Annotated in this window: 21 protein-coding genes and 1 tRNA gene; 21 read left to right on the forward strand and 1 reads right to left on the reverse strand. The window is 41.8% G+C overall.

Annotated elements, in window-relative coordinates:
* The first annotated feature begins 28 nt into the window (after window positions 1-28).
* The 19 genes from murD to G613_RS0100720 all read left to right on the forward strand — a co-directional run bounded on the left by murD (window position 29) and on the right by G613_RS0100720 (window position 21,753).
* The gene (gene murD, locus G613_RS0100630; RefSeq protein ID WP_029230799.1) at window positions 29-1,402 is read left to right on the forward strand and encodes a UDP-N-acetylmuramoyl-L-alanine--D-glutamate ligase; all 1,374 of its coding nucleotides are present in this window, start codon (window positions 29-31) and stop codon (window positions 1,400-1,402) included.
* Window positions 1,403-1,452: 50 nt separating this feature from the next.
* Window positions 1,453-2,625, forward strand: a complete 1,173-nt coding sequence (locus tag G613_RS0100635) for a peptidoglycan glycosyltransferase FtsW (RefSeq protein ID WP_155827998.1) — start codon at window positions 1,453-1,455, stop codon at window positions 2,623-2,625.
* A 30-nt stretch (window positions 2,626-2,655) separates the two neighbouring features.
* Window positions 2,656-3,513: a cell division protein FtsQ/DivIB gene (locus G613_RS0100640; protein ID WP_029230801.1), complete on the forward strand. Its 858-nt coding sequence runs from the start codon at window positions 2,656-2,658 to the stop codon at window positions 3,511-3,513.
* 111 nt (window positions 3,514-3,624) lie between these two features.
* Window positions 3,625-4,866, forward strand: a complete 1,242-nt coding sequence (ftsZ, locus tag G613_RS0100645) for a cell division protein FtsZ (protein WP_029230802.1) — start codon at window positions 3,625-3,627, stop codon at window positions 4,864-4,866.
* Between the two features lie 81 nt (window positions 4,867-4,947).
* The gene (locus tag G613_RS0100650; protein ID WP_196805020.1) at window positions 4,948-5,718 is read left to right on the forward strand and encodes an HD domain-containing protein; all 771 of its coding nucleotides are present in this window, start codon (window positions 4,948-4,950) and stop codon (window positions 5,716-5,718) included.
* Window positions 5,719-5,861: 143 nt separating this feature from the next.
* The gene (nrdR, locus tag G613_RS0100655; RefSeq protein WP_029230804.1) at window positions 5,862-6,374 is read left to right on the forward strand and encodes a transcriptional regulator NrdR; all 513 of its coding nucleotides are present in this window, start codon (window positions 5,862-5,864) and stop codon (window positions 6,372-6,374) included.
* 321 nt (window positions 6,375-6,695) lie between these two features.
* Window positions 6,696-8,300, forward strand: coding sequence for an ABC transporter substrate-binding protein (locus G613_RS0100660; protein WP_051151008.1), 1,605 nt, complete (start codon window positions 6,696-6,698; stop codon window positions 8,298-8,300).
* 33 nt (window positions 8,301-8,333) lie between these two features.
* On the forward strand, window positions 8,334-9,278 hold the full coding sequence (locus G613_RS0100665) for an ABC transporter permease (RefSeq protein WP_029230806.1): 945 nt from the start codon (window positions 8,334-8,336) through the stop codon (window positions 9,276-9,278).
* Between the two features lie 9 nt (window positions 9,279-9,287).
* A complete protein-coding gene (locus G613_RS0100670) occupies window positions 9,288-10,103 on the forward strand; it encodes an ABC transporter permease (protein WP_029230807.1) in 816 nt (271 codons plus the stop codon).
* Window positions 10,094-10,894, forward strand: coding sequence for an ABC transporter ATP-binding protein (locus G613_RS0100675; RefSeq protein WP_029230808.1), 801 nt, complete (start codon window positions 10,094-10,096; stop codon window positions 10,892-10,894). Before G613_RS0100670 ends, G613_RS0100675 begins: the two co-directional genes overlap by 10 nt.
* 16 nt (window positions 10,895-10,910) lie before the next feature.
* On the forward strand, window positions 10,911-11,669 hold the full coding sequence (locus G613_RS0100680; RefSeq protein WP_029230809.1) for an ABC transporter ATP-binding protein: 759 nt from the start codon (window positions 10,911-10,913) through the stop codon (window positions 11,667-11,669).
* Between the two features lie 144 nt (window positions 11,670-11,813).
* Window positions 11,814-12,242 (forward strand): hypothetical protein, encoded by a 429-nt coding sequence (locus G613_RS0100685; RefSeq protein WP_029230810.1) that lies wholly within the window; start codon window positions 11,814-11,816, stop codon window positions 12,240-12,242.
* Between the two features lie 101 nt (window positions 12,243-12,343).
* Window positions 12,344-13,834: a shikimate kinase gene (locus G613_RS18960; protein WP_029230811.1), complete on the forward strand. Its 1,491-nt coding sequence runs from the start codon at window positions 12,344-12,346 to the stop codon at window positions 13,832-13,834.
* Window positions 13,834-14,532: an epoxyqueuosine reductase QueH gene (locus G613_RS0100695; protein ID WP_029230812.1), complete on the forward strand. Its 699-nt coding sequence runs from the start codon at window positions 13,834-13,836 to the stop codon at window positions 14,530-14,532. Before G613_RS18960 ends, G613_RS0100695 begins: the two co-directional genes overlap by 1 nt.
* 1 nt (window position 14,533) lies before the next feature.
* Window positions 14,534-15,034 carry a hypothetical protein gene (locus G613_RS0100700; RefSeq protein ID WP_029230813.1) on the forward strand — a complete coding sequence of 167 codons (501 nt, stop codon included), beginning with the start codon at window positions 14,534-14,536 and terminating at the stop codon, window positions 15,032-15,034.
* Window positions 15,035-15,146: 112 nt separating this feature from the next.
* Window positions 15,147-16,916 carry an arginine--tRNA ligase gene (gene argS, locus G613_RS0100705; RefSeq protein WP_029230814.1) on the forward strand — a complete coding sequence of 590 codons (1,770 nt, stop codon included), beginning with the start codon at window positions 15,147-15,149 and terminating at the stop codon, window positions 16,914-16,916.
* Between the two features lie 178 nt (window positions 16,917-17,094).
* Window positions 17,095-18,435, forward strand: a complete 1,341-nt coding sequence (locus G613_RS0100710) for an MATE family efflux transporter (RefSeq protein ID WP_029230815.1) — start codon at window positions 17,095-17,097, stop codon at window positions 18,433-18,435.
* Between the two features lie 134 nt (window positions 18,436-18,569).
* The gene (locus G613_RS0100715) at window positions 18,570-21,074 is read left to right on the forward strand and encodes an EAL domain-containing protein (RefSeq protein ID WP_196805021.1); all 2,505 of its coding nucleotides are present in this window, start codon (window positions 18,570-18,572) and stop codon (window positions 21,072-21,074) included.
* 46 nt (window positions 21,075-21,120) lie between these two features.
* Window positions 21,121-21,753, forward strand: coding sequence for a L,D-transpeptidase (locus G613_RS0100720; protein ID WP_029230817.1), 633 nt, complete (start codon window positions 21,121-21,123; stop codon window positions 21,751-21,753).
* A 110-nt stretch (window positions 21,754-21,863) separates the two neighbouring features.
* Here the strand turns inward: G613_RS0100720 and G613_RS0100725 are convergent.
* A tRNA-Met gene (locus G613_RS0100725) sits at window positions 21,864-21,937 on the reverse strand.
* A gap of 201 nt (window positions 21,938-22,138) precedes the next feature.
* Here G613_RS0100725 and G613_RS0100730 point away from each other — a divergent pair.
* On the forward strand, window positions 22,139-23,080 hold the full coding sequence (locus G613_RS0100730) for a phosphatase PAP2 family protein (protein ID WP_029230818.1): 942 nt from the start codon (window positions 22,139-22,141) through the stop codon (window positions 23,078-23,080).
* A 29-nt stretch (window positions 23,081-23,109) separates the two neighbouring features.
* Window positions 23,110-24,414 carry an alpha-amylase family glycosyl hydrolase gene (locus G613_RS0100735; RefSeq protein WP_029230819.1) on the forward strand — a complete coding sequence of 435 codons (1,305 nt, stop codon included), beginning with the start codon at window positions 23,110-23,112 and terminating at the stop codon, window positions 24,412-24,414.
* Window position 24,415 lies beyond the last annotated feature (1 nt).

Here is a 24,415-nt window from a genome sequence, read left to right on the forward strand (position 1 = left end):
AGTTTGATGAAATGAAGGTGCTAGTGATATGACAGCAGATTTAAAGGGTAAAAAAGTTTTAGTAATCGGTTCAGGATTATCCGGAGTAGGCTCAGTTAATCTTCTTAACAAGGTGGGAGCCCTTCCTGTAGTTCTTGAGGAAAATACTAAAGTCACAGAGAATGATATTAGAAACAAGTTAAAGGAAGAGGATAGAAAAGCTACTAAGATCATTGTAGGGGCTATCTCTGACGAGGAACTTGATGAGATTTCACTTACAGTTCCAAGCCCCGGTGTTCCTCTTGATGCACCTACAGTAATGCGTATCAAAGAAAAGAACATACCTATTTGGAGTGAAATAGAGCTTGCTTTCAATTTCGCGAAGGGCAAAATGGTGGCTATTACCGGAACAAATGGTAAGACCACAACAACAACTCTTGTTGGCGAAATCATGAAGGCTCACTTTGGAAAAGCTTATGTTGTTGGTAATATTGGTGTTTCCTACGCTGAGGCAGCCCTGGAGATGACGGATTCTTCTGTTACAGTTGGAGAGATCAGTTCATTCCAGCTGGAAGCTGTTGATAATTTCCATGCTAACGTATCAGCAATCCTTAACATTACTCCTGATCATCTTAACAGACACCATACTATGGAGTGCTATGTGGAGATGAAGGAAAATATTACACACAATCAGACTAAGGATGATACCTGTGTCCTTAACTATGATAACGAGTACACAAGAGCATTCGGTGACAGATGCCCTGCAAAGGTTGTTTTCTTCTCAAGTCATGAAAAGCTTTCTAACGGTCTTTTCCTTGATGGAGAGGATATTTTCATGGCTACAGCAGGAAATGCCATGAAGATCATGAATATCCATGATATGAATCTTGTTGGAATCTGTAATGTAGAAAATGTTATGGCTGCAATAGCAATGAGCCTTGCAATGGATGTGCCTCTTGCAACAATTCTGGAGGTTATCAGAGGCTTTAAGGCTGTTGAACACAGAATAGAGTTTGTCGCCACAAAGCGCGGAGTTGACTATTACAACGACTCCAAGGGAACTAACCCTGATGCAGCTATTCAGGGAGTAAGAGCTATGTGTAAGCCTACAATTCTTATCGGAGGTGGCTATGACAAGGGCAGTGAATACGATGAGTGGATTGAGAGCTTTGGCGATAAAATCAAGCTTCTTGTTCTCATCGGCCAGACCAAGGAAAAAATAGCTGAGTGCGCTAAAAAGCACGGCTTTGAAAACTACGTATTTAAAGATACCTATGAGGAAGCGCTGGAGTTCTGCACAGAGAGTGCAAATCCCGGAGATGCAGTTCTTTTATCTCCAGCCTGTGCAAGCTGGGATATGTTCCCTAACTATGAGACAAGAGGAAAGAGATTCAAGGACTACGTTAATAAACTTTCTGATTGATTTTTGGCCGGAATGAACCGGTATAATAGATTTTATTGTGTTATATATAGATGCTATGCATCTATACGGGGGGAAAATTGGCAAAAGCAGTTCGTTTTCAAAAACCAAAGGGAGAAACTTATGTGGACTACAGTTTGATATTTGTAGTCCTGTTTCTGTTGTCCTTTGGTCTTATAATGTTATATTCTACAAGCTCATACGAGGCGGGAGTCAGCACCGGTGATTCTGCTTATTATTTCAAGCATCAGCTGGGACCTACACTTTTGGGTGTTGCCGGTATGATTTTTATGTCTTTTTTCCCATATAAGTTTTTGCAGAAACTTACGGTTCCTATATATGCGCTGGCAGTGGTATTGTTGTTCCTTCTGTATCCTTTCGGAAAAGTTGTTAACGGTGCCAGAAGATGGATCTATTTCCACGGAGTTTCTATTCAGCCTGCTGAAGTTGCCAAGGTTGCGGTTATTATATTTACAGCAACAATAATAATCAAGATGCGAAGTAGTCTTGTTACACTCAAAGGCTACTGTGTCGCGTTGGTGTTTCCTCTTATACTGGCACTTATGGTATATAGGATTTCTCAGAACCTTAGTTCAGCCATTATCGTTATGGGAATTGCTGTTATCATGTTGTTTGTAGCGACTCCCGGATATAAGAGATACATAATTGTTGCCCTGGGGCTTGCAGCTTTTGTTGCTATTATCATTCTTATAATAGCCAACGCTGAGGACAGCAGCGGCATGAACTACAGATTTAAACGAGTTCTTGCCTGGCTTGATCCTACTGCCTATGCCAGTGATGAAAGTTTCCAGACTCTTCAGGCTCTTTATGCAATCGGATCCGGTGGAATCTTTGGAAAAGGCCTTGGGGAGAGCATGCAGAAAATGAAGCTTCCTGAAGCTCAGAATGATATGATTTTCTCCATTATATGCGAGGAACTTGGACTTTTTGGTGCTATTGCGGTTATGCTTATGTTTCTTTTGCTTATCTGGAGACTTATGATAATTGCCAATAATGCCAATGATATGTTTGGCGCGCTTCTTGTAATCGGAGTTATGGCTCATATTTCCATTCAGGTAATTCTGAACATTGCTGTTGTAACCAATACTATTCCTAATACAGGTATCACACTTCCGTTTATCAGTTACGGAGGTTCGGCGGTTATGGTTCAGCTTGCAGAAGTCGGAATTGCCCTTAACGTTGCAAGAAATATAGGAAGGGAATAAATAGACTTTTAGTTGAGATTATAAGTACGGATGGTTAAGAAACGACGAAAAAAAGCGGTTAAAAGACGAAAAAGAGAATATGAGTACGATGGCTACCGTCCAAGCTTTAAGGAAAGAATAGAGGATTTTCATCCTCTTGAAGGCTTTGTGAGATCCCTGCGATACAGCAAAAGCCTGTATATTATCCTTGGCATTGTGCTTACTGTACTGATTGTTCTGGTGGTGGCCCTTAACTACATAGTTGATAATTACAAGGTTACCAACGTGTATGTTAGCGGAAATACCCACTATACCAACGAACAGATCATAGATATGGTCATGACGGATACTTTGAGCCACAATTCCCTTTATTTATCTTTTAAATACAGGGATAAGAGTATTCAAGGCGTTCCCTTTGTAGAAAAAATGGACGTGGATATTCTTTCACCGGACACAATAAGAATCAATGTGTACGAGAAGGCAGTTGCCGGATACATTGCATATCTTGGACACTATATGTACTTTGACAGGGACGGAATAGTGGTTGAGAGTTCCATGGAAAGTTCCGATGTGGTACCTCAGGTAATGGGACTGGAATTTAATTACGTTATTCTTCATGAGAAGCTTCCAGTTGATAATGAAGCAGTATTTGCTGAAATCCTTGATATAACGCAGCTTTTGGACAAATACAATCTTCATGCAAATAAGATTTTCTTTGATAACGAATATAATGTATACTTATATTTCGGTGATATCGAAGTGAGCGTAGGTACAAGTTCCTACATTGACGAAAAAATTATACAACTTCAGTATATACTGCCTAATCTGGAAGGGAAAAAAGGCATTCTGGAGATGAAAGATTTTGACGAAGATACCAAAAACATAACATTTGAAGAGAAAAATCAGTAAATTGTTTTCGTAAAAACAAAAATTTAGATTAAAAAAACTGGTTGATAATTGAAACAAAAAATCGTATCATAGCTATTAGGAGTTTATGAGGTTTGTGAAGGAGGAGTTGTCTTGCTGGAGATTAAGTCAAATGAGGCTGAATCTGGCTGCAAAATCATCGTTGTTGGGGTTGGCGGCGCAGGTAATAATGCTGTAAATAGAATGGTAGATGAAAATATTACCGGTGTAGAATTCATCGGTATTAACACTGATAAGCAGGCTCTTCAGCTCTGTAAAGCACCTAAGCTTTTACAGATTGGTGAAAAGCTTACTAAGGGACTTGGTGCAGGCGCTAAGCCTGAGATCGGACAGAAGGCTGCAGAGGAAAGCGCAGAAGAGATTTCTGCAGCACTCAAGGGTGCAGACATGGTATTCGTTACCTGTGGTATGGGTGGCGGAACCGGTACAGGTGCTGCTCCTGTTGTTGCCAAGCTTGCTAAGGATATGGGAATCCTTACAGTTGGCGTAGTTACCAAGCCTTTCAGCTTTGAAGCTCGTGTTCGTATGCAGAACGCTATGCTTGGTATACAGAATATTAAATCTAATGTTGATACTCTTATCGTTATTCCTAACGATAAGCTTCTTCAGATTGTTGACAGACGTACAACAATGCCGGATGCACTCAAGAAGGCTGATGAAGTTCTTCAGCAGGCTGTACAGGGAATCACTGATCTTATCAATGTACCTGCAGTTATCAATCTTGACTTTGCTGACGTCCAGACAGTTATGAAGGATAGAGGAATTGCTCATATCGGTATTGGTAGCGGTAAGGGCGATGACAAGGCTACAGATGCTGTTAAGATGGCTGTTGAGTCTCCACTTCTTGAGACCAAGATTAATGGCGCATCTAATGTTATCATCAATATTTCCGGTGATATCACTCTTGCTGATGCATCTGATGCTTCTGAGTATGTTCGTAATCTTGCAGGAGATGATGTTAATGTTATCTTTGGCGCAATGTACGACGAGAGCAAGACAGATACATGTACAATTACTGTTATTGCTACAGGTATTGAGGACAAGGTTAATGTGGCACCTACACCAAGACCAGCTACAACTGCTTCAGCTGTAGCAGCTGCTCCACACGTAGCAGCCCAGGCAGTAGCACCACAGCCTACTGTTGTTCAGACACCTATATCACCTGTAACACCTCTTCAGACAGTTGTTACACCTATTCAGCCAACAGCTGAGACAGTAAGTACAGTTAATATCTCAAGACCTGCTCAGCCACTTACTCTTAACAAGCCATCAGAGATTAAGAGCACAGTTGAGCCTAAGTCACTTAAGATACCTGATTTCCTTCAGAGGAAATAATTAGATAGTTTTTTATGGCCCCTTGCTTAATGCAAGGGGCTTCATTTTTTCTTAGGACATTTATATTTAGGAGATAAGATAATGCTAGACAGAAAGCGTGTACGAGAAAACTTTGCGGAATATACAAGGAAATATGATCCTTCAGATCCTAAGATAGCTCTTAAAATCGCTCATACCTACAGAGTAGCTGATAACTGTGAGCAAATCGCAAGATCTATCGGCCTTTCTGAGGAAGAGGTGGATTTTGCATGGTTATCCGGTATGCTTCATGATGTGGGACGATTTGAGCAGGTTAAACGCTATAATACCTTTATTGATTCTGAATCTGTTGATCATGCAGAGTTTGGGGCAGACCTGCTCTTTGGGGCTGAAAAGCTTATTCTCGGCTATATAGACGATAGAAGTATTGATGCAATGATGGAACTTGTCATTAGGCAGCACAACAAATATCGTATCAGAGAAGATGTAACCGGTAAGGCCCTTACCTTTTGCAATATCCTTCGTGATGCCGACAAAGTAGACATCCTCAGAGTCAACGTAGAAACTCCCATGGAGGAGATCTACAACGTATCTGAAGAAGTTCTTCTTACCTCCGGCGTGTCCGATGACGTAATGGCTCAAGTCCGTGAGCACAAGGCTGTAAACCGCGACATCATGGTTTCTCCTGCAGAGCACCTCATAGGCCACATCGCCCTCGTCTTTGAGCTCGTCTACCCAAAGAGCATCGAGCTCGCCAAAGCGCAGGGCTGGCTCTACAAAATGTTCAAGTTCCCAAGCCGCAACGACAGCGCCCTCCGCGCCGTCAAAGACACCCAGGCCGAACTAACCTCCTTCCTCGCCAAAAAAGTGTGAAAGTATCGTGGTTTCTTCGAAATTTAGTGTAGAAAAGCGCGACAATTGATGATACAATAGTTTGTGGAGTGATGGAGTTTTCATACAATATAGTGTGGAAACTTGAAAACGTGAGAAAATGTGCGTAAAACGGAGGAAACGCTATGAAATGCCCTTTCTGTGGAAAAGATGACACAAGAGTAATCGATTCTAGACCAGCAGATGAGAATACTTCTATCAGGAGAAGAAGAGTATGTGACTCCTGTGGTAAACGTTTTACTACCTATGAGAAAGTTGAGACTATACCTCTTATTGTCATCAAGAAAGGGGATGTGCGTGAACCTTATGACAGAGCCAAGATTGAGGCAGGTGTTTTCAGAGCATGCCATAAGCGCCCTGTAAGTGCTGAGCAGATCACCAAGCTTGTGGATTCTGTTGAGACAGAAGTTTTCAATATGGAACAGAAAGAGATTCAGAGCCGTGCAATCGGAGAGATTGTAATGGACAAGATGAAAAATCTGGATCCTGTTGCCTATGTACGTTTTGCGTCTGTATATAGAGAATTCAAGGATGTTAATACCTTTATGGATGAGCTCAAGTCAGTACTTCGCAAGGAAGCTGATGGAACCATCACAGATTCTACAGATAAGAACACTCCACTACTTAAAAAAGAGTGAGACCTTTGATATAATAGGAAACGCATATTAGATAAGGATAAGCTATTACGGGCTGTCAGGTTTAGATCTGGTAGCTCTTTTTCTTTGCTAATTTTGGAATAAAAGAAATGTTGGAGATCTTGTAATTATGATACTTGTACGCCAGCATGGTTGCCGACATTATCTTTTTGTGGGTTTGCAGTATTCTTAAGATGATACAGAGTTGACAAATTCTTGACAAAGTCTTATATTTGCAATGTGGTGCTAGAGGAGTGTACCACAGTCGGCGCTTTTTTCTGTGTGGCGCCAATTCATATAATTTAATAGGAGGAAGATTTTAACATGATGAGAAAGAAAATTGGAAGGATTGGAAGTTCTCTTCTGATGGTCGTGTTAACAACACTGACTGTTGCATTGAGTGGATGCTCAAGTGACAAGGCAGGAGATTCCGCAAGCGTAGCAAATAGCCAGGAAGCAGGCACTGAAGCAGTGACCGGCACAGATGCGGCTCAGTCTACAGATGTAGCGGATGATCTTTCTAAGCTTACCGTAGGAATACCTCAGGATATTGATGGTCTTGACCCTCACAATTCAACAGGAGCAGGAACAAGAGAAGTATTCTACAACATTTTTGAAGGCCTTGTTAAGGCTGATTCAGAAGGTAATCTTAACCCTGCTGTAGCCAGCGAGTATACGATTTCAGAGGATAGTAAGGTTTACACCTTTACTTTGAGAGATGGTATCAAGTTCCATGACGGATCTAATGTTACAGTAGAGGATATCAAATATTCCCTTGAACGTAATATGGGTGTGGACGGAAGTGAGCCACTTATCAAGGCTTACAAGGCAATTGACAGTGTTAATATTGTTGATGACAGCCACGTTGAGGTAGTACTTAAGGATTCTGATTCAGATTTCCTTACACAGCTTACTGTAGCTATTATTCCAGAGGCCAATGAGCATCCGGAGACAACACCTATCGGAACAGGCCCATACAAGTATGTCAGCAACTCACCACAGGAGAATTTCATTGTTACAAGATTCGATGATTACTGGGGAGAGAAGGCATACATCAAGGACGTAGTATTCAAGATTGAAGCTAACATGGATGCTATCGTACTTGACCTTGAAGGCGGTTCAATTGACATGATGGCTCGTGTTACACCTACTCAGGTTAGCCAGCTTTCAGATAAATTCCAGGTTTATGAGGGAACAATGAACCTTGTACAGGCTCTTTACCTCAACAATGCAGTTAAACCTTTTGATGATGTGAGAGTTCGTCAGGCACTTTGCTACGCAGTTGATCCTCAGAAAATTATGGATTTCGTATCAGAGGGCGCCGGAACAGAGATCGGAAGCGCTATGTTTCCTGCATTTAGCAAGTACTTTATGCCGGAACTTAACGATACCTACAATTTAGACGTGGATAAGGCTAAAGAGCTCCTTTCTGAGGCTGGTTATCCAAACGGCTTTGAGTTTACAATCACAGTTCCATCCAACTATGGACAGCACGTTGACACTGCTCAGGTTATTTCAGAGCAGCTCAAGGAAATCGGTGTTACTGCCAATATTCAGGAAATCGAGTGGAACTCATGGGTTAGCGATGTATACTCAGGCAGACAGTTTGAGGCAACAGTAGTTGGTATTGATGCTTCAACACTTTCAGCTTCAGCTCTTCTTAACAGATATGTTTCTGACAATGGTAAGAACTTTGTTAACTTTAACAGTGCTGACTATGACGCTGCTTATGCCAACGCAACTGCAGCTACAGACGACGCTGAGAAGACCAAGTATTACAAAGAGTGTGAAACAATACTCTCTAAGGAAGCTGCAAGCGTATATATTCAGGACCTTCCTGAGTTTGTGGTACTGAACAAGAAGTTCACAGGATATGTTTTCTATCCTCTTTATGTGCAGGATATTGCCAAGATAAGACCGGCACAGTAATATTATAAGAAAAGACATGCGGGGAATATGCATATGAAATACACACTCAAAAAGCTTTCATCTACGATAGTTACTTTGATAGTGGTTTCGCTATGCGTATTCCTCGCTTTTAATGTACTTCCGGGAGACCCTGCCATCAGAATGCTTGGCCTTGAGGCATCTCCTGAACTTGTAGCCCAGACAAGAGAAAAAATGGGACTTAACGATCCGCTTTTAGTTCGCTATTTCAGATGGTTTGTTGCTTTTCTTCAGGGAGATTTCGGAACCTCTTATACCTACAGCGTTCCGGTATCAAGCCTTATTCTCAGCAAGATCCCTATTACACTTACCCTGGGACTTCTTGCATTCTTTTTCACAGTTGTTATTTCAATCCCTGTGGGCATCGCCACAGCAAAATATGAAAATGGTATTTTGGACAGGAGTATTACTGTTATCAATCAGGTGATAATGGCAATACCACCTTTCTTTTCAGGTATTCTTATTACATTTATATTCGGAATGATCCTAAGACTCTTTACACCGGGAGGATTTGTTTCCTATACCCAGGATATAAAGGGCTTTCTTAGATATCTCTTTTTCCCTTCAATTGCAATTGCATTTCCCAAGATTGCCATGACAGTCAAGATGCTAAGAGGCAATCTTATTGATGAAGCAGGAAAAGACTATGCGAGAACCGCATATTCAAGAGGCAATAATACAAACGGAGTTTTATACAGACACGTTTTGAAAAATGCTATGATTCCGGTTATCACATTCCTTGGAATGGCGCTGGCTGACATGGTGGCAGGCAGTATTGTTATTGAGCAGGTGTTCAATATACCGGGAATCAGCAGAATTCTGTTATCCAGTATAAGTAACAGAGATTATCCCGTGGTAGAAGCCATTATCATGGGAATAGCTATGATTGTTATCGGGGTTAATTTCCTGGTTGATATTATATATAGAATTATCGATCCACGTATTGATATAGACGATTAAAGAGTGATTATGAAAAATAACAGGTTTAAGAAATTACTGAAAAATCCATATGTTTTGATAGGCGGTATTATCATGGGAGTCATTCTCCTAATGATAATTGTGGGCTGCTTTTGGATGCCTTATGAACCCACCAAGATGAGTGCTTCAGAAAAGCTCCAGGGGATTTCTCTTAGGCACATTATGGGAACTGATAATATGGGCCGGGACGTATTCAGCAGAGTTATGTACGGAAGCAGAGTGACTTTGATGATTGCCATAGGAACCATCATTATCGGTGCCGGAGTAGGCACAATTATCGGATCTATCACAGGCTATTTTGGCGGAATGATAGACGAAGTTACCATGAGAGTAATCGATGCGCTTTTTGCATTTCCAAGTATTCTTCTGGCCCTGGTAATTGTCAGCGTTTTTGGTGTGGGCTGGCCACAGCTTGTAATATCTTTGGGAATAGCCTTTGTGCCAAGCTTTGCCAGAATTGTAAGGGGTGAAGTGCTTAGATGCAAGAATATGGATTATATAGAGAATGCAAGGCTTCAGGGTGTTTCGGATTTTAGAATGATCTTTTTGCATATCCTGCCTAACATAAAGGGAGTTCTTGCTTCATCAATTCTTATCGGATTTAATAATGCGGTTTTGGCAGAAGCCGGGCTTTCATATCTGGGAGTTGGTTCACAGCCTCCTTATGCAAGCCTTGGACGTATGCTTTCAGATGCTCAGCAGTATATGTTTACAAGACCAAGCTACGTTTTATGCCCCGGTATCGTCATAGTTTTGATGGTACTTGGTTTTGCATTTCTGGGAGAGGGGATTAAGAGATGGAAATAATTCTTGATGTTACTGATCTCCATATAGAATTTCATGACTCCGATACTCCGGAAACTGCAGTGGAAGATTTTGATCTGATGCTGGGGGCAGGAGAGATTGTGGGAATAGTAGGCGAATCAGGCTCCGGAAAGAGTATGAGCGCCCTGGCAATAGCAGGCCTTTTAAACAGACATGCCATTAAGAAGACAGGGAGAATTATGTTTGAAGGACATGACCTTCTTACCTGCGATAGAAAGACATTAAGGTCCTTTCAGGGAGATGAGATTTCCATTATATTCCAGGAACCTATGACCAGTCTTAATCCGGTTAAGCGCATTGGCTGGCAGGTGGAGGAGTCTCTTCGCATTCACCACCCTGAGATCAAAAAGAATGAGCGCAAGAAAATGGCAATAGATATGCTGCTTGATGTGGGACTTGAGAATGCTAACGAAGTTTATTACATGTATCCACATGAGCTTTCAGGCGGTATGAGACAGAGAGTTATGATAGCTGCAGCCATGATTGGAAATCCGCAGATACTTATTGCGGACGAGCCTACCACAGCCCTTGATGTAACAGTTCAGGCTCAGATTGTTGAACTCCTTAAAAAGCTTAACAGGGAGAAGGGAACGTCAATTATCTTTATTTCCCATGACCTAAGTCTTGTAAGTCAGCTGTGCCAGAGAGTAATAGTAATGCAAAAGGGCAACATCGTTGAGTCAGGGGATACCAAGACTGTTTTTTCAAGACCAAGGCATTCCTACACCAAGAAACTTATAGCAGCTATTCCCAAGATTGATCTGGATAACTGATGGTGGTATAACACGGATGGAAAAAGAAAAAGTATTAAGAGTAAGTGGGCTTAATGTCTTTTACAAGAACAGAAAGCGCAAACTCTTTTCAAAGAAAAACAAAAAAATACAGGCTCTTTTCGATGTTTCTTTTGACATGGAGGAGGGAGAAGTTCTTGCTATAGCAGGGGAATCGGGATGCGGTAAGTCTACGCTGGCAAGGGCTATAGTCGGTATCAACAAGGACTATCAGGGAGAAATCTGGCAAAAGTATGGAAGGCCACAGATGGTTTTCCAGGATCCCTACAACTCACTTAATCCTGCCAAGAAGATCGGATGGCTTTTGGAGGAGCCTCTTAAGGTTGATAAGGAGAGGCACTGGACCAAGGAAGAGAGGCGTAAAAGAGCTGAAGAGATTATGCAGGAGGTTGAACTTCCTGTTAGTATGCTGGACAGGTATCCCTCGCAATTATCAGGAGGCCAGAGGCAGAGAGTGTGTATCGGTATTGCACTGATGAGGGAGCCCAAGCTTCTTATCGCAGACGAGCCGGTCTCAGCCCTTGATGTAACCATTCAGGCTCAGATCATGGAGCTACTTACGAATCTTCACAAGAAACATGGAATTTCAATAATCTTTATTTCCCATGATCTTAGGGTGGTTTATCAGATAAGCGATCATGTCATGATCATGAAGAATGGTCAGGTTGTTGAGTATGGAGCAACAAGGGAAGTTTACAGAAATCCTAAGGCTTCCTACACCAAGCAGCTCCTTACAGCCGCCGGAATAACCAAATAACTATAAAATATATATAAAAGGCCTTAAAATTCACAAAAAGACGTGCTTTTTAAGGCTTTTTTAGTATAATAGTATTAAGTATAGATTTATTTTTCCGATATAATCATTGCAAAGAAAAATGTTTTATTGGAAAGGATGAGGAGAATGGCATTAGATAGAATTGGTGGTTTTAGTAATTATAATGCGTATAACATTCCCCCAGCTGTAGATAACAACATCAAGGTTGGTACACAGGCGCCTTCGGCACAGCCAAGTCAGGTTCAGGAACAGCCTGTGGAAGCTCCTAAGGAAGAGACCAAGAAGGGGATGGATCTTACCGTAGAAGAGCTCCCGGCCAGAGAAAATGCTTCCATAGAGAATGTGGCGATTTCCTTTGGTACGTACGACAGTTCATCAATAGATCTCTTTGGGGAGAAGGGACTTGCTTCAGAAGATATGAAACAGGCAATATCCGGCATGCAGAGGGACAAAATCCTTCATGAGTATCAGTACTTTGTCGGAGGCAAAGATCTTACAGGCAAGCCAAGCAACATCATTACAGGAACTGAGGATGGTCTCGTAATAAGACTGTGATGATGCTTAACTTAATATGTGTATTTACAGGGATGCCGTAGTAAAGCGGCATCCTTTTTAGTATAATAAACTAGTATCGCACTTTGGGTTGGGAGGAAGACATGGCTAATTATACTGATGGAAATACAAGTGTTTGCGGACTTATAGGAAATCCTGTGAGACATACATTATCTCCGCTTATTCATAACATGCTTGCGGAGATCACCGGAATAAATATGGTTTATGTACCTTTTGAGGTTCCTCAGGGAAATGTCCCGGAGGCTGTTAAGGGAGCGCTTGCACTGGGTGTCAGAGGCCTTAATGTTACGATTCCATATAAGAGCGATGTAATTCCTTATCTGGAGGATATTGATCCTTTGGCCAAGGGGATTGGCGCAGTTAATACTCTTGTTAGAACCTCAAATGGCGGATTTAAGGGATATAACACAGATATGACAGGACTCTATCGTTCACTTCTGGATGAGGGAGTTGAGCTTAAGGGTAAAATTGTTGTAATCCTTGGAGCCGGCGGAGTGGCAAGACCTGCAGCTTTTCTTTGCGGAAGCAAAGGAGCCTCTAAGGTTTATATTTTGAACAGAACCTTTGAGAGGGCCAAAGATGTGGCTGAAGAGGTAAATAGAGCACTGTACGAATATAATAATAACGAACCTATGACTGCAGACGGACTTAGTGCTGAGGGTGAACCTACAGATATTCCAAGCATAGTTGTTCCGATGAGGATAGAGGATTACAGGAATCTTTTTGAGTTAAAAGAGAAGTTTGTTTCTCTTCAGTGTACGTCAGTAGGTCTTTTCCCTGATGTCAACAGCGCTGTAGTAGAGGATAAAGAGTTTTATGAGCATGTCAATGTGGGCGTTGACATGGTTTACAGGCCCATTGAAACTAAGTTTATGAAACTTGTTAAAGAGTCCGGAGGTAAGGCTGTTTCCGGCCTTAAGATGCTGCTTTATCAGGCGATTGATGCCTATGAATTATGGTTTAACAACGACGAAGATGCTCCTTCAGAGAAGATAAATATAACCAAGGAGCAGGCTGAGGAAATCTACAGATCTCTTGTGATGGAAGTTACAGGAGCCAGAAATATCATTCTTGAGGGATTTATGGGAAGCGGTAAGACAACTGTTTCCGAGATTCTTGCAGATAAGCTTGAACTTGAGCTTCTTGATACGGATGCAGCTATTGTGGAGGCAGAAGGAAGAAGCATCAATGATATATTTGCCGTAGATGGGGAAGAAGCCTTCAGAGATATGGAGACAGCTCTTTTGGAGACCGCTGTTTCTGAGCATTTCAGAGACATGGTCATCTCCCTTGGAGGAGGCCTTCCACTTAGGGAAGAGAACAGGCAGCTTCTTGGCCAAATGGGCAAGGTTATATATCTTAGGACAAAACCTGAGACCGTTTATGAGAGAGTTAAGTTTGATGATTCAAGACCACTTCTTAAATCAGACAATCCTCTTGAAAAAATTAAAAAAATGCAGGAGGAACGCGGGGACATTTATGAGCTTTCAGCTGATTATATAATAGATACCGATGAGCTTACCCCGTCTCAGATTGCAGATAGGATAATACAGGAACTGGGAATCGATATTTGATGAATAAGCGAAACTATTCCAAAGAACTTGAAAACAAAATAGCGGAATTTGAAAAAGAAGGAAGGACGCCGCAGCTTCTTTTACATGCCTGCTGTGCTCCCTGCTCCTCCTATTGTCTGGAGTTTTTGAGAGAGTACTTTGATGTGACAGTTTTTTTCTATAATCCCAACATTACTCAGGAACAGGAATATAGGAAAAGAGTTGAAGAGGAGAAAAGACTTATCGCCGAGTATAACAGGCAGGTTGATGAGGGGCGTTTTGAGGGAATGAATTCCGATTCAAAGGCAAGGCGCATTGAGATAATGGAAGGGGATTATATTCCGGGAGATTATCTTGAGGCAGTAAAGGGCCTTGAGGATTGCCCTGAGGGAGGCGACAGATGCAGAAAGTGCTTTGAACTTAGACTTGAAGAAACTGCCAAGATCGCCAGTGATAATGGCTTTGAATTCTTTACAACCACTTTGACTATAAGCCCACTCAAGAATGCAGATGTGCTCAATGAAGTGGGAGAAGAGGCGGCCCGGAAGATAAATGCGTCAGGCGGCAGGGTAACTTTCCTTCCGTCGGATTTCAAGAAAAAGAATGGCTATAAGCGCTCAATAGAGCTGTCACACAAGTTTGGACTATACAGGCAGGACTTCTGCGGATGTAGTTTTTCAAAGGCTCAGAGGGAGAAAGAAAAAGAGGAGAAAAGGTAAGATGGACTACAATATGAATGATAATACGAATCAGAACACACAGCAGGTAACACCTCAGGTTGCGCCCCAGCAGGTACAGCCAAGGCCTACAACCATAATGGTTACACCCTATATGGATCCAATGGATGATAATCATAATCCTACGGCCAAAAAGCTTTGCATTGCAGCAGTTATCTGCCTTGTTGCTACTAAATTTGTACCGACTTTCAGCCTGGTGCTCGGCGCAATTGGTGAAATGTTTGATACACATATCTATTTTCCAAGCTTCAACATTTTGCTGATTATTGCAGCGATTGTCATGCTCATAATTGTAAGAGTAATGTATCCCAAAAATTCCCTGAGCAAAGGTCTGCTAATAGGCTATCTGGCCAATTTTATAATGTCTATTGTTCTGGTGGGAGTAGTCTTTATTTTAGTTGTATTGATCATGGATGGCTTTACTTTTGTGGGATTTTCAGATCTGATATATGAGATTATGGAAATCTTTGAAGAGTTTATGTAAAAATATGTTGGTTGAAGTTAATTAAATTCTTTGATAAAATCTTGTAGATTATGTTTTCACAGCTATTAAGTTATTGCTGATTTACTATCAGTTAGAGAAAGAAGGTTAGATTTTGGAAAAGGTACTTGAGCTAATTTCTAAGGAAGTAGGAGATGCATTTGAAGCAGCAGGTTATGATAGGGAACTCGGACGAGTTACTATTTCTAACAGACCTGATCTGTGTGAGTATCAGTGTAATGGTGCAATGGCTGGTGCCAAGAAGTACGGCAAGGCTCCCTTTATGATCGCTGATGACGTTGCTGCAAGACTTCAGGATAACGATATGTTTGAGAAGGTTGATTCTGTTAAGCCTGGATTCTTGAATATTACAGTAAGCGGAGACTTTGCAAGAAGCTACATAGTAAGAATGCTTCATGAGAAGCACATGGGTGTTACAATGCCCGGTCATGAGCCAACATTTATTATTGATTACGGCGGACCAAACGTAGCTAAGCCTCTTCACGTAGGACATCTTCGTTCTGCAGTTATTGGTGAGAGCCTTAAGAGAATTCTTAAATATACGGGTAATAAGGTAATCGGTGACGTTCACCTTGGAGACTGGGGCCTTCAGATGGGTCTTGTTATCACAGGTCTCAAGGAGAGAAAGCCTGATCTTTGTTACTTCGATCCTGACTATACAGGTGCATATCCTAAGGAGGCACCTTTCACAGTTACTGAGCTTGAGGAGATTTATCCTGCTGCCAGCAAGAAGTCCAAGGAGGACGAGGCTTTCAAGGCAGAAGCAATGGAAGCAACCAAGCTTCTTCAGGATGGTTACAAGCCATACAGAGCACTTTGGCACCACATCCTTAATGTATCAGTTAATGACCTTAAGAAGAACTACGACAAGTTAAACGTAAGCTTTGACCTCTGGAAGGGTGAGTCAGATGCTCACGAGACTATTCCCGGAATGGTTGATTACATGAAGTCCCATGGCTATGCTCATGAGAGTCAGGGAGCCCTTGTTGTTGATGTAGCAGAAGAAACAGATACCAAGGAGATTCCTCCATGCATGATCCTTAAGTCAGATGGAGCATCTCTTTATAACACAACTGATCTTGCTACTATCAAGCAGCGTATGGACGGTGATCACCCACAGGGCATCATCTATGTTGTTGATAAGAGACAGGAACTGTACTTCACACAGGTATTCCGTTGTGCTCGCAAGACCAAGCTCGTTATGCCTGAGACAGAGCTTCATTTCGTTGGCTTTGGCACAATGAACGGTTCAGACGGCAAGCCTTTCAAGACAAGAGAAGGCGGTGTAATGCGTCTTGAGAAACTCATCGGAGAGATAGATGACAAGATGTACAACAGAATCAAAGAAGGTAATCCTGAAATAAGTGAAGAGGAAGCAAGGGATACATCCCATAAGATTGCTCTTTCTGCTCTTAAGTATGGCGATCTTTCCAACCAGCCATCCAAGGATTATATCTTTGACATTGATAAATTCACTTCCTTCGAGGGAGATACAGGCCCATACATTCTTTACACCATGGTTCGTATCAAGTCTATTCTTGGTAAGTATGCAGCAGAGGGCGGAAACGTCAAGGAGGCCAAGCTTGGAAATCCTGACAGCCCTGCTATGAAGGATCTTATGCTTCAGCTTACAAGATTTGCGGATGCAGTAGAAAGCGCAGCCAAGGACCTTTCACCTAACAGAATCTGCGCATATATCTATGACCTTAGTAATGCATTTAACAGCTTCTATCATGGAACCAAGATCCTTGTAGAAGAAGATGCAGACAAGAAGAGCAGCTACATTGCACTTCTTAGCACAACACTCAAGGTACTCGAGACAGGTATAGACCTTCTTGGATTTAGTGCTCCTGAGAGGATGTGAGCGATATAAGGAATGAGTAAACACAGTTTCGTGCTGGCACGAAAAACTGTGTTTATGAAATGACTGAACGGACATGAGGAAAGAAGACATACGAACGAAGTGAGTAGGTCGATTTCCGAATGGACGTAGGATTGCGTGAGCAATCCGTAATATCGCTCATAAGTAGTGGGGATATATAATGAATCAAAATCACATGTTCAGCAACAGGAAACTTCTCCTGTTGCTGATTCCTATTATAGCCGAACAATTTCTTAACTCCCTGATGGGCATGGCTGATTCCATGATGGTCAGCAATGTGGGCGCAGCAGCACTGTCAGGTGTATCACTGGTGGATTCCATCAATAACCTGGTGGTACAGGCTTTTAATGCTTTGGCTACAGGCGGAGTTATTATTTGTTCCACATATGTTGGTCAGAAAGATATAAAAAGAGCTACAGAGGCCGCAAGACAGGTTATTCTGGTATCTGCATTTATATCTTTTTTAGTGATGGCTATTTGCCTTGTTTTCAGAGGACATCTCCTCAGAGTCATATTCGGACAGATTGATGCAGATGTCTATCAGGCAGCCAGCATATATTTTATCCTGACCATATTATCTTATCCGGGAATAGCTCTGGCAGCTGCAGGAAGTGCTATTTTCAGAGCGCAGTCCAACACAAAGCTTCCTATGAACGTGGCTATTGTGTCTAATATCTTGAATGTTATCGGTAACGCTGTTCTTATCTATGTCTTTAAGCTTGGAGTATACGGAGCAGCTATAGCGACCTTGTCTTCAAGACTCTTTTCAGCCGTAGTACTCCTGTGGCTTCTTAGACGTGATAACCAGCAGATATTTATAAGACAGTACCATACCATCAGACCTGATTTTGGTAAGATCAGGCGCATTCTTGGTATGGGTATTCCAAATGGAATTGAGAACTCCATGTTCCAGTTTGGTAAGCTTGCCATTCAGTCCTCGGTTTCAACCCTTGGAACTATGGCAATTGCAGCCCAGGCAATGACGAATATCTTTGAGAATGTTAACGGCGTTGCGGGAATAGGCGTTGGAATAGGACTTATGACTATAACCGGACAGTGTCTTGGAGCCGGAAGAAAAGACGAAGCAATCTATTACACAAAAAAGATGATAGGCTGGGGATATATTGCAATTCTGGTCAGCTGTCTTTTTACCTATGCAATTGCAAGACCTGTTACATTTCTTGCGGGTATGGAACCTGAAAGTGCCTCATTATGCATCTACATGCTGGGCTGGATCACTATTGCCAAGCCGCTTCTTTGGGCACCTTCCTTTGTTACCCCTTATGCTATGAGGGCGGCAGGAGATGTTAAGTTCTCAATGATCATTGCAACACTTACCATGTGGCTTTGCAGAGTAACTCTGGCAACCTTCCTTATTCGCGCAGTGGGTATCGGAGCTATGGGTGTATGGATCGGTATGTTTGCCGATTGGGCAATCCGAGGTGTGATATTTACCATCAGATTTAAGAGTGGTAAATGGATACATAAGGTTGTGGACTAATTTGTATAAATCGCTATATTATGTGGTATCGAATAGTTATTAGTCTTTTAATTCTTTTTTAATTAAATTAAAAACTTATCTAAAATATAATTATGGTGTAGCTATTTTACGTATATTTTGTTATGGCGGAGCGTATGGAACAAAGTAGGCGAAAACTATTAACATATATTCGCTACACCTTGACTGTAATCGGAGTTTTTCTCCTGATTGCAGCTGTTATTATGCTTGTGCTCCTGGTTCGCTCCGACAGAGAAGAAGCAGATATCCAAAGACCTACTATGGTCACTCACCGCGTACTATTCCTGTGCGCATATAATCCACTTTATTTTACATATGATTCTCAGGTAGAGGGTTTAAAACAAGCCCTCTACCCTAATGGCATTGAGTTTGACGTTGTGTATATGGACGCCAAAAACTATGGTACAGACCAGGATAAGCTGGTATTTCATGATTTCCTAAAGGAAAGGCTAAAGAAAGACAGAGGCTATGAGGCAGTTCTTTTGGGAGATGATGACGCTCTTTCTTTTGCCCTTGAATATCAGGAGGAACTCTTTGACGGACTTCCTATGGTGTTCTTTGGTATAAATGATGCGAATTTTGCCATTGAGGCTGCGGAAAACCCTATGATCACAGGCTTTTATGAAAAAGACTACTTAAGGGACTGTATAGAGATGGCGATTGAAGCTATGCCTTACAGAAAAACCTTTGTGGCACTTCATGATGAGTCTGCAGCCGGAACAGCTGATATGGATGTTTTTTATTCCTACGATCAGAAATATCCGGACTATGTTTTTACTGACATAGATACAGCAAAGCTCACTCAAAAACAGCTGATCAGTGTCCTTGAAAGAATTCCTAAGGATGCAGTTCTCTTCTACATGACCTGCTATAGTGACTGCGAAGGAAATACATATTCTATGCTGGATAGAACCAATACGGTAGTCAGGTACGCGGACGTTCCTATTATCAGAAATTATTCCGGCGGAAGAGACCAGGGAGTTCTGGGCGGAAGCTATATGGACTTTGCCATTCAAACTAGGGATGCGGCCCTGATTGTAGTTGATGTTCTTGAAAATGGCACGGATATTTCAATGTATCCTCTGGATCTTGATACCCCAAGCAAGACAGAGTTTAATTACAAGCTCATGCAGAAATACGATATCAAGGAAGATATGCTCCCATCCACTACAATTTATGTGGATAAGCCGGTTAATCCTTTGGAGTATTACAAAGATATTATTCCAAGCTCCGTGATGATAGTGTTGGCGATGCTAAGCTTTATTATTGCTTCCAATATAGCAGTTAACCAGCAGAGGGAGGATAATGAACAGCTGCTGCTATCGAAAGGCAACCTTGAAAAATCAAGAAACAAGCTACGGTATCAGGCAGAACATGATGAACTCTCGGATCTGCTAAACAGAAGGACTATCGTTGAAACACTAAATAAAGTAATAAAAAGTGACGAAATATACTCTGTCATGATGATTGACATAGATGGCTTTAAGGATGTTAACGAAAACTATGGTCATAGCATGGCTGACTTTATTATCAAACATCTGTCAGGTGAACTTAAGAAAATGGCCGATGAGTATAAGTGGCAGGTGGGAAGATACGGCGGAGATGAATTCATTATCATGATTCCGGAGGCAAATCTGGATGTGGATTCTAAGGAAGTCCAAATGGTTCTGGAGACCTTTAGAAAGCCTATTATAGCAGGTGAGGAGACAATAGTTCTTTCTGCCAGCATAGGCGTGTCAAACTCTGATGGAGCGAGCTTCCCGGAACAACACATCATCAACGCTGAAATCGCCATGTATGAAGCCAAGGATCACGGCAAGAATACAGCATTTGTCTATGCAGATGAGATGCAGCGCAAGATTCAGGAAGAAAATAAGCTCAAGGCTCAGGTTACAGAAGCCTTTGACAAGGACCTTTTCTATATGCTGTATCAGCCCAAAATTGAGACCGCAACTAATAAGACCATTGGATTTGAAGCTCTGGTAAGAGCCAGAAATATAGATAAGGGTCCAAGTGTATTTATACCCGTTATTGAGAAGAACGGCTGGATCATACGACTTGGAAGAATTATAACAGAGCAGGTTGTTAAACAGCTGGCAGATTGGAGAGAACAGGGAAAAGAACTACTTCCAATCTCAATCAATTTTTCCTCCAAGCAGGTTAATGATATCGGATTTATGAACTTCTTGAAGGAATTATTGGAAAAATACGAGATACCTAACAGGTATCTTCAGATAGAGATTACGGAATCTCTTTTGATAGAGCAGAACATTCAGACAAAAAAGTTGTTTGAAGACTTTCAGGATATGGGCTTCCGCATTCTGATGGATGATTTTGGAACGGGTTACTCATCACTGGGTTATCTGATCTACATACCAATAGATGAGATTAAGCTGGATAAATCACTTGTAGATGCTTATCTGGTCCCGGGTAAGGACAGCTTTATAGGTGATGTGATCAAACTAGTGCACGATATGAACAAGACCATCATCATTGAGGGCGTTGAAGAAAGATGGCAGTACGAAAGGCTATGTGAGTTCAATGCAGACGCCGTTCAGGGATTTTTCTTTAGCCGGCCGCTGGAAGCAGACGAGGCAATTGATTTTAAAGCAAATGTTTAGAAATATGTAACTGTAAATATTGTTGAGGAAAGGAAGTGAAGTTTTTATGTATGGAAAAAAGTATTTATGCAAAGGATTTGCGGCTTTACTGCTGGTTGTGAGCGTAATGGGTATCAGCTATGTTAGGGCAAATGCCAGTGACTTTGACCCGGCTTTTTACGCAGCTTCTTATCCTGATGTGGTGGCAGCCTACGGAAATGATCCAAATGCGCTCTATAGCCATTACCTGACATTTGGTAAAAATGAGCATCGCTTCAAAAACGCAGAGGAGGCTTCAGCAAATGCTCAGAACGTTGATAATAGTGATGTTCCCTCAACATATGTGGATGTAGATATCGCTAATCAGGTTATGAACTACTACGTGGACGGAGTGTCAGTGCTGTCGTCGCCGGTTGTAACGGGAAATGTGAAAAGCGGAAATGGAACCCCTAAAGGAGTGTTCTTTATTGATACGAAGATTCCGGGTAAGTACCTTGTAGGGCCAACCTGGAATGTATGGGTAAACAGGTGGATGAGATTTACAGGAAATGTTGGTCTTCATGATTCCAGCTGGAGAAGTGAGTTTGGCGGAGACGTCTATACCCACAACGGATCCCATGGATGCGTGAATCTTCCTACCGATGTAGCCAATGCGCTATATGATCTGGTAAGCGTAGGAACGATGGTTGTTGTTCACTAATCATAAACAATATATAAAGAGTAACTACTAGATATAGTGGTTACTCTTTATTTTTACAGATCAAATGTTGAGACACAAAAAAGGAATGGTGAAAACCATTCCTTCTTTAGTAGCGAGAGGGGGATTCGAACCCTCGACACCGCGGGTATGAACCGCGTGCTCTAGCCAGCTGAGCTATCTCGCCATATTTGTTGTCTGCCGCAGCCGACTTGTATACTATACCGCGTGAGAGCATTGTTGTCAACCAAGATTTTAGCATTTTTATAAAAAATTACTTATACGTTTTGAAATTATCAATAATTCGTAGTGCACCTATGTGATAAAATAAAGATGTATATCTTTTCTGAGAGAAACTCAGTAAAATTGCGGTGAAAAGGAGATGGGAATGGGAGTAGTTGTTGGAAACTCATTTTGGTTTGATTTTGAAGTTAAGTTTATGGAGTTCTTGCAGAGGACTTTGGGACAGACAGGTATTAACATTGTTTCCTTCTTCTCAGCTTTTGGTGAGGAGATGATACTTATTTTGATACTGGGATTCCTGTTCTGGTGCTATGACAAGAAAGCTGCTACTTACGTAGGAATAAATGTAATGGTGGGTCTGGTGTTTAATCCTTTGATCAAGAACATTTTCTGGAGAAGAAGGCCCTACTTTGATCATGAATCAATTAGATGTTACAGGCTTGTGGACAGTAGCGCTGATCAATATGATATAGCTGCCCAGGGCTTTTCTTTTCCCAGTGGACATTCCACCAATTCTTCCATAGTTTATGGTTCACTGGCCAGATTCTACAAAAAGCCTGTGTTTACGGTCCTTGCCTTTGTACTTCCCTTATTGGTAGGCTTCTCCCGTATGGTTGTGGGCTGTCATTATCCTACTGATGTTATGTTTGGATGGCTTTCAGGTGTACTTATCATCTTCTTTATTCCATGGGTTATGAATAAGGTCGGTGATGAAAAGAGATGGATAGTATTCCTGGTGATTTTCCTGATTTCAGCAATTGGACTGTTTTACTGTAAGACATCAGATTATTTTTCCGGTCTTGGACTTATGGGCGGATTCTTTATGGCTGCTGAGTTTGAGCAAAGGGTGGTTAAATTTGAAAATACAAGAAAACCACTTATATGGATTTTAAGGCTCCTTGGCGGACTTATCGTATACTTTGCACTTAATAAAGTGCTAAAACTTCCCTTTGACAAGGCATTCCTTGATTCGGGAACTTTCCTTGCGGGAATAGTGAGATTTATAAGATACCTGGTTGTATCTTTTGTTACTATCGGCGTATATCCTTTGCTGTTTAAGGTAGAGAAGGTGTTCTCCAAAAAATAAGTATTACATGTGATAACAGGAGGCTTAATATGTGGGCTTATGAAACGAGCTTTTATCAGATATATCCCTTGGGCTTTTGCGGAGCCCCTTTTGAAAATGATGGCAAGTTGGAGCACAGAATTCTCAAGGTAATCGACTGGATTCCTCATTTCAAAAAACTTGGAATAGGGGCTATCATGTTTAATCCTGTATTTGAGTCAGATACTCACGGCTACAATACCAGGGATTACAAAAAGATTGATGTGCGCCTTGGAACAAACGCTGATTTTAAAAAGGTATGCGATGCCCTTCACAAGGAAGGCATCAAGGTTGTTCTAGACGGCGTTTTCAACCATGCAGGAAGAGGGTTCTTTGGATTTGCAGACGTTCTTGAAAAAAAGTGGGATTCTCCCTACAAGGACTGGTTCAACATAAGCTTTGACGGAAATAGTAACTACAATGACGGTCTTTGGTATGAGGGCTGGGAAGGCAACTACGATCTGGTTAAGCTGAACCTTCGTAACCCGGCTGTCACTGATTATCTAATGGAAAGCGTTAAATTCTGGATCGACGAATTCGGAATAGACGGCCTGAGGCTCGACGTTGCTTACTGTGTTGATCCTGATTTTATCAGAAGGCTTCGCAGAGAAACTCCCGGCTGGAAAGAAGACTTTTTCTTGATGGGAGAGATGATAGGCGGTGACTACAACCGCATTATGGGCGATGATCTTTGCCACAGTGCAACTAACTATGAGTGTTACAAGGGCATGCACTCAGCTCTCAACAGTATGAATTTGTTTGAAATTGTTCATTCTCTGCTTCGTCAGTTTGGACCGGAGAATTGGACTCTGTATAGAGGTAAGCACCTGCTTTCTTTCGTGGATAACCATGATGTCAGCCGAATTGCCAGCATTTTGCAAAGACCTCAGCATCTTCCTCTTATTTATACCTTGATGTTTGGAATGCCCGGAATTCCTACAATCTACTACGGAAGTGAGTGGGGTGAAAAAGCAGACAAATCCCAGGGGGATCCGGCGCTTCGCCCATGTTTTGATGAGCCACAGTGGAACGAACTTACAGATGTTATCAGTAAACTTTGCCACGCAAGAGAAGGCTCCAAAGCCTTGTCTTATGGCGATTTTAAATCACTTCTTTTGACCAACAGGCAGTGCATATTTGAAAGAGAAACAGAGGGCGACAGAGTGCTGGTGGTAATTAACGCCGATGAGAATCAGTTCCATGCTGACTTTAATGCAAGAGCAGGAAAGGCCACTGATCTGATTTCAGGAGCTGAGATTGATTTTGGCGGAGGCCTTGATATTCCGTCGTATACAGCATATCTTTTGCAGATTTAGC

It is taken from the genome of Butyrivibrio sp. VCB2006, from assembly GCF_000420945.1.
Classification (GTDB): Bacteria; Bacillota; Clostridia; order Lachnospirales; family Lachnospiraceae; genus Butyrivibrio.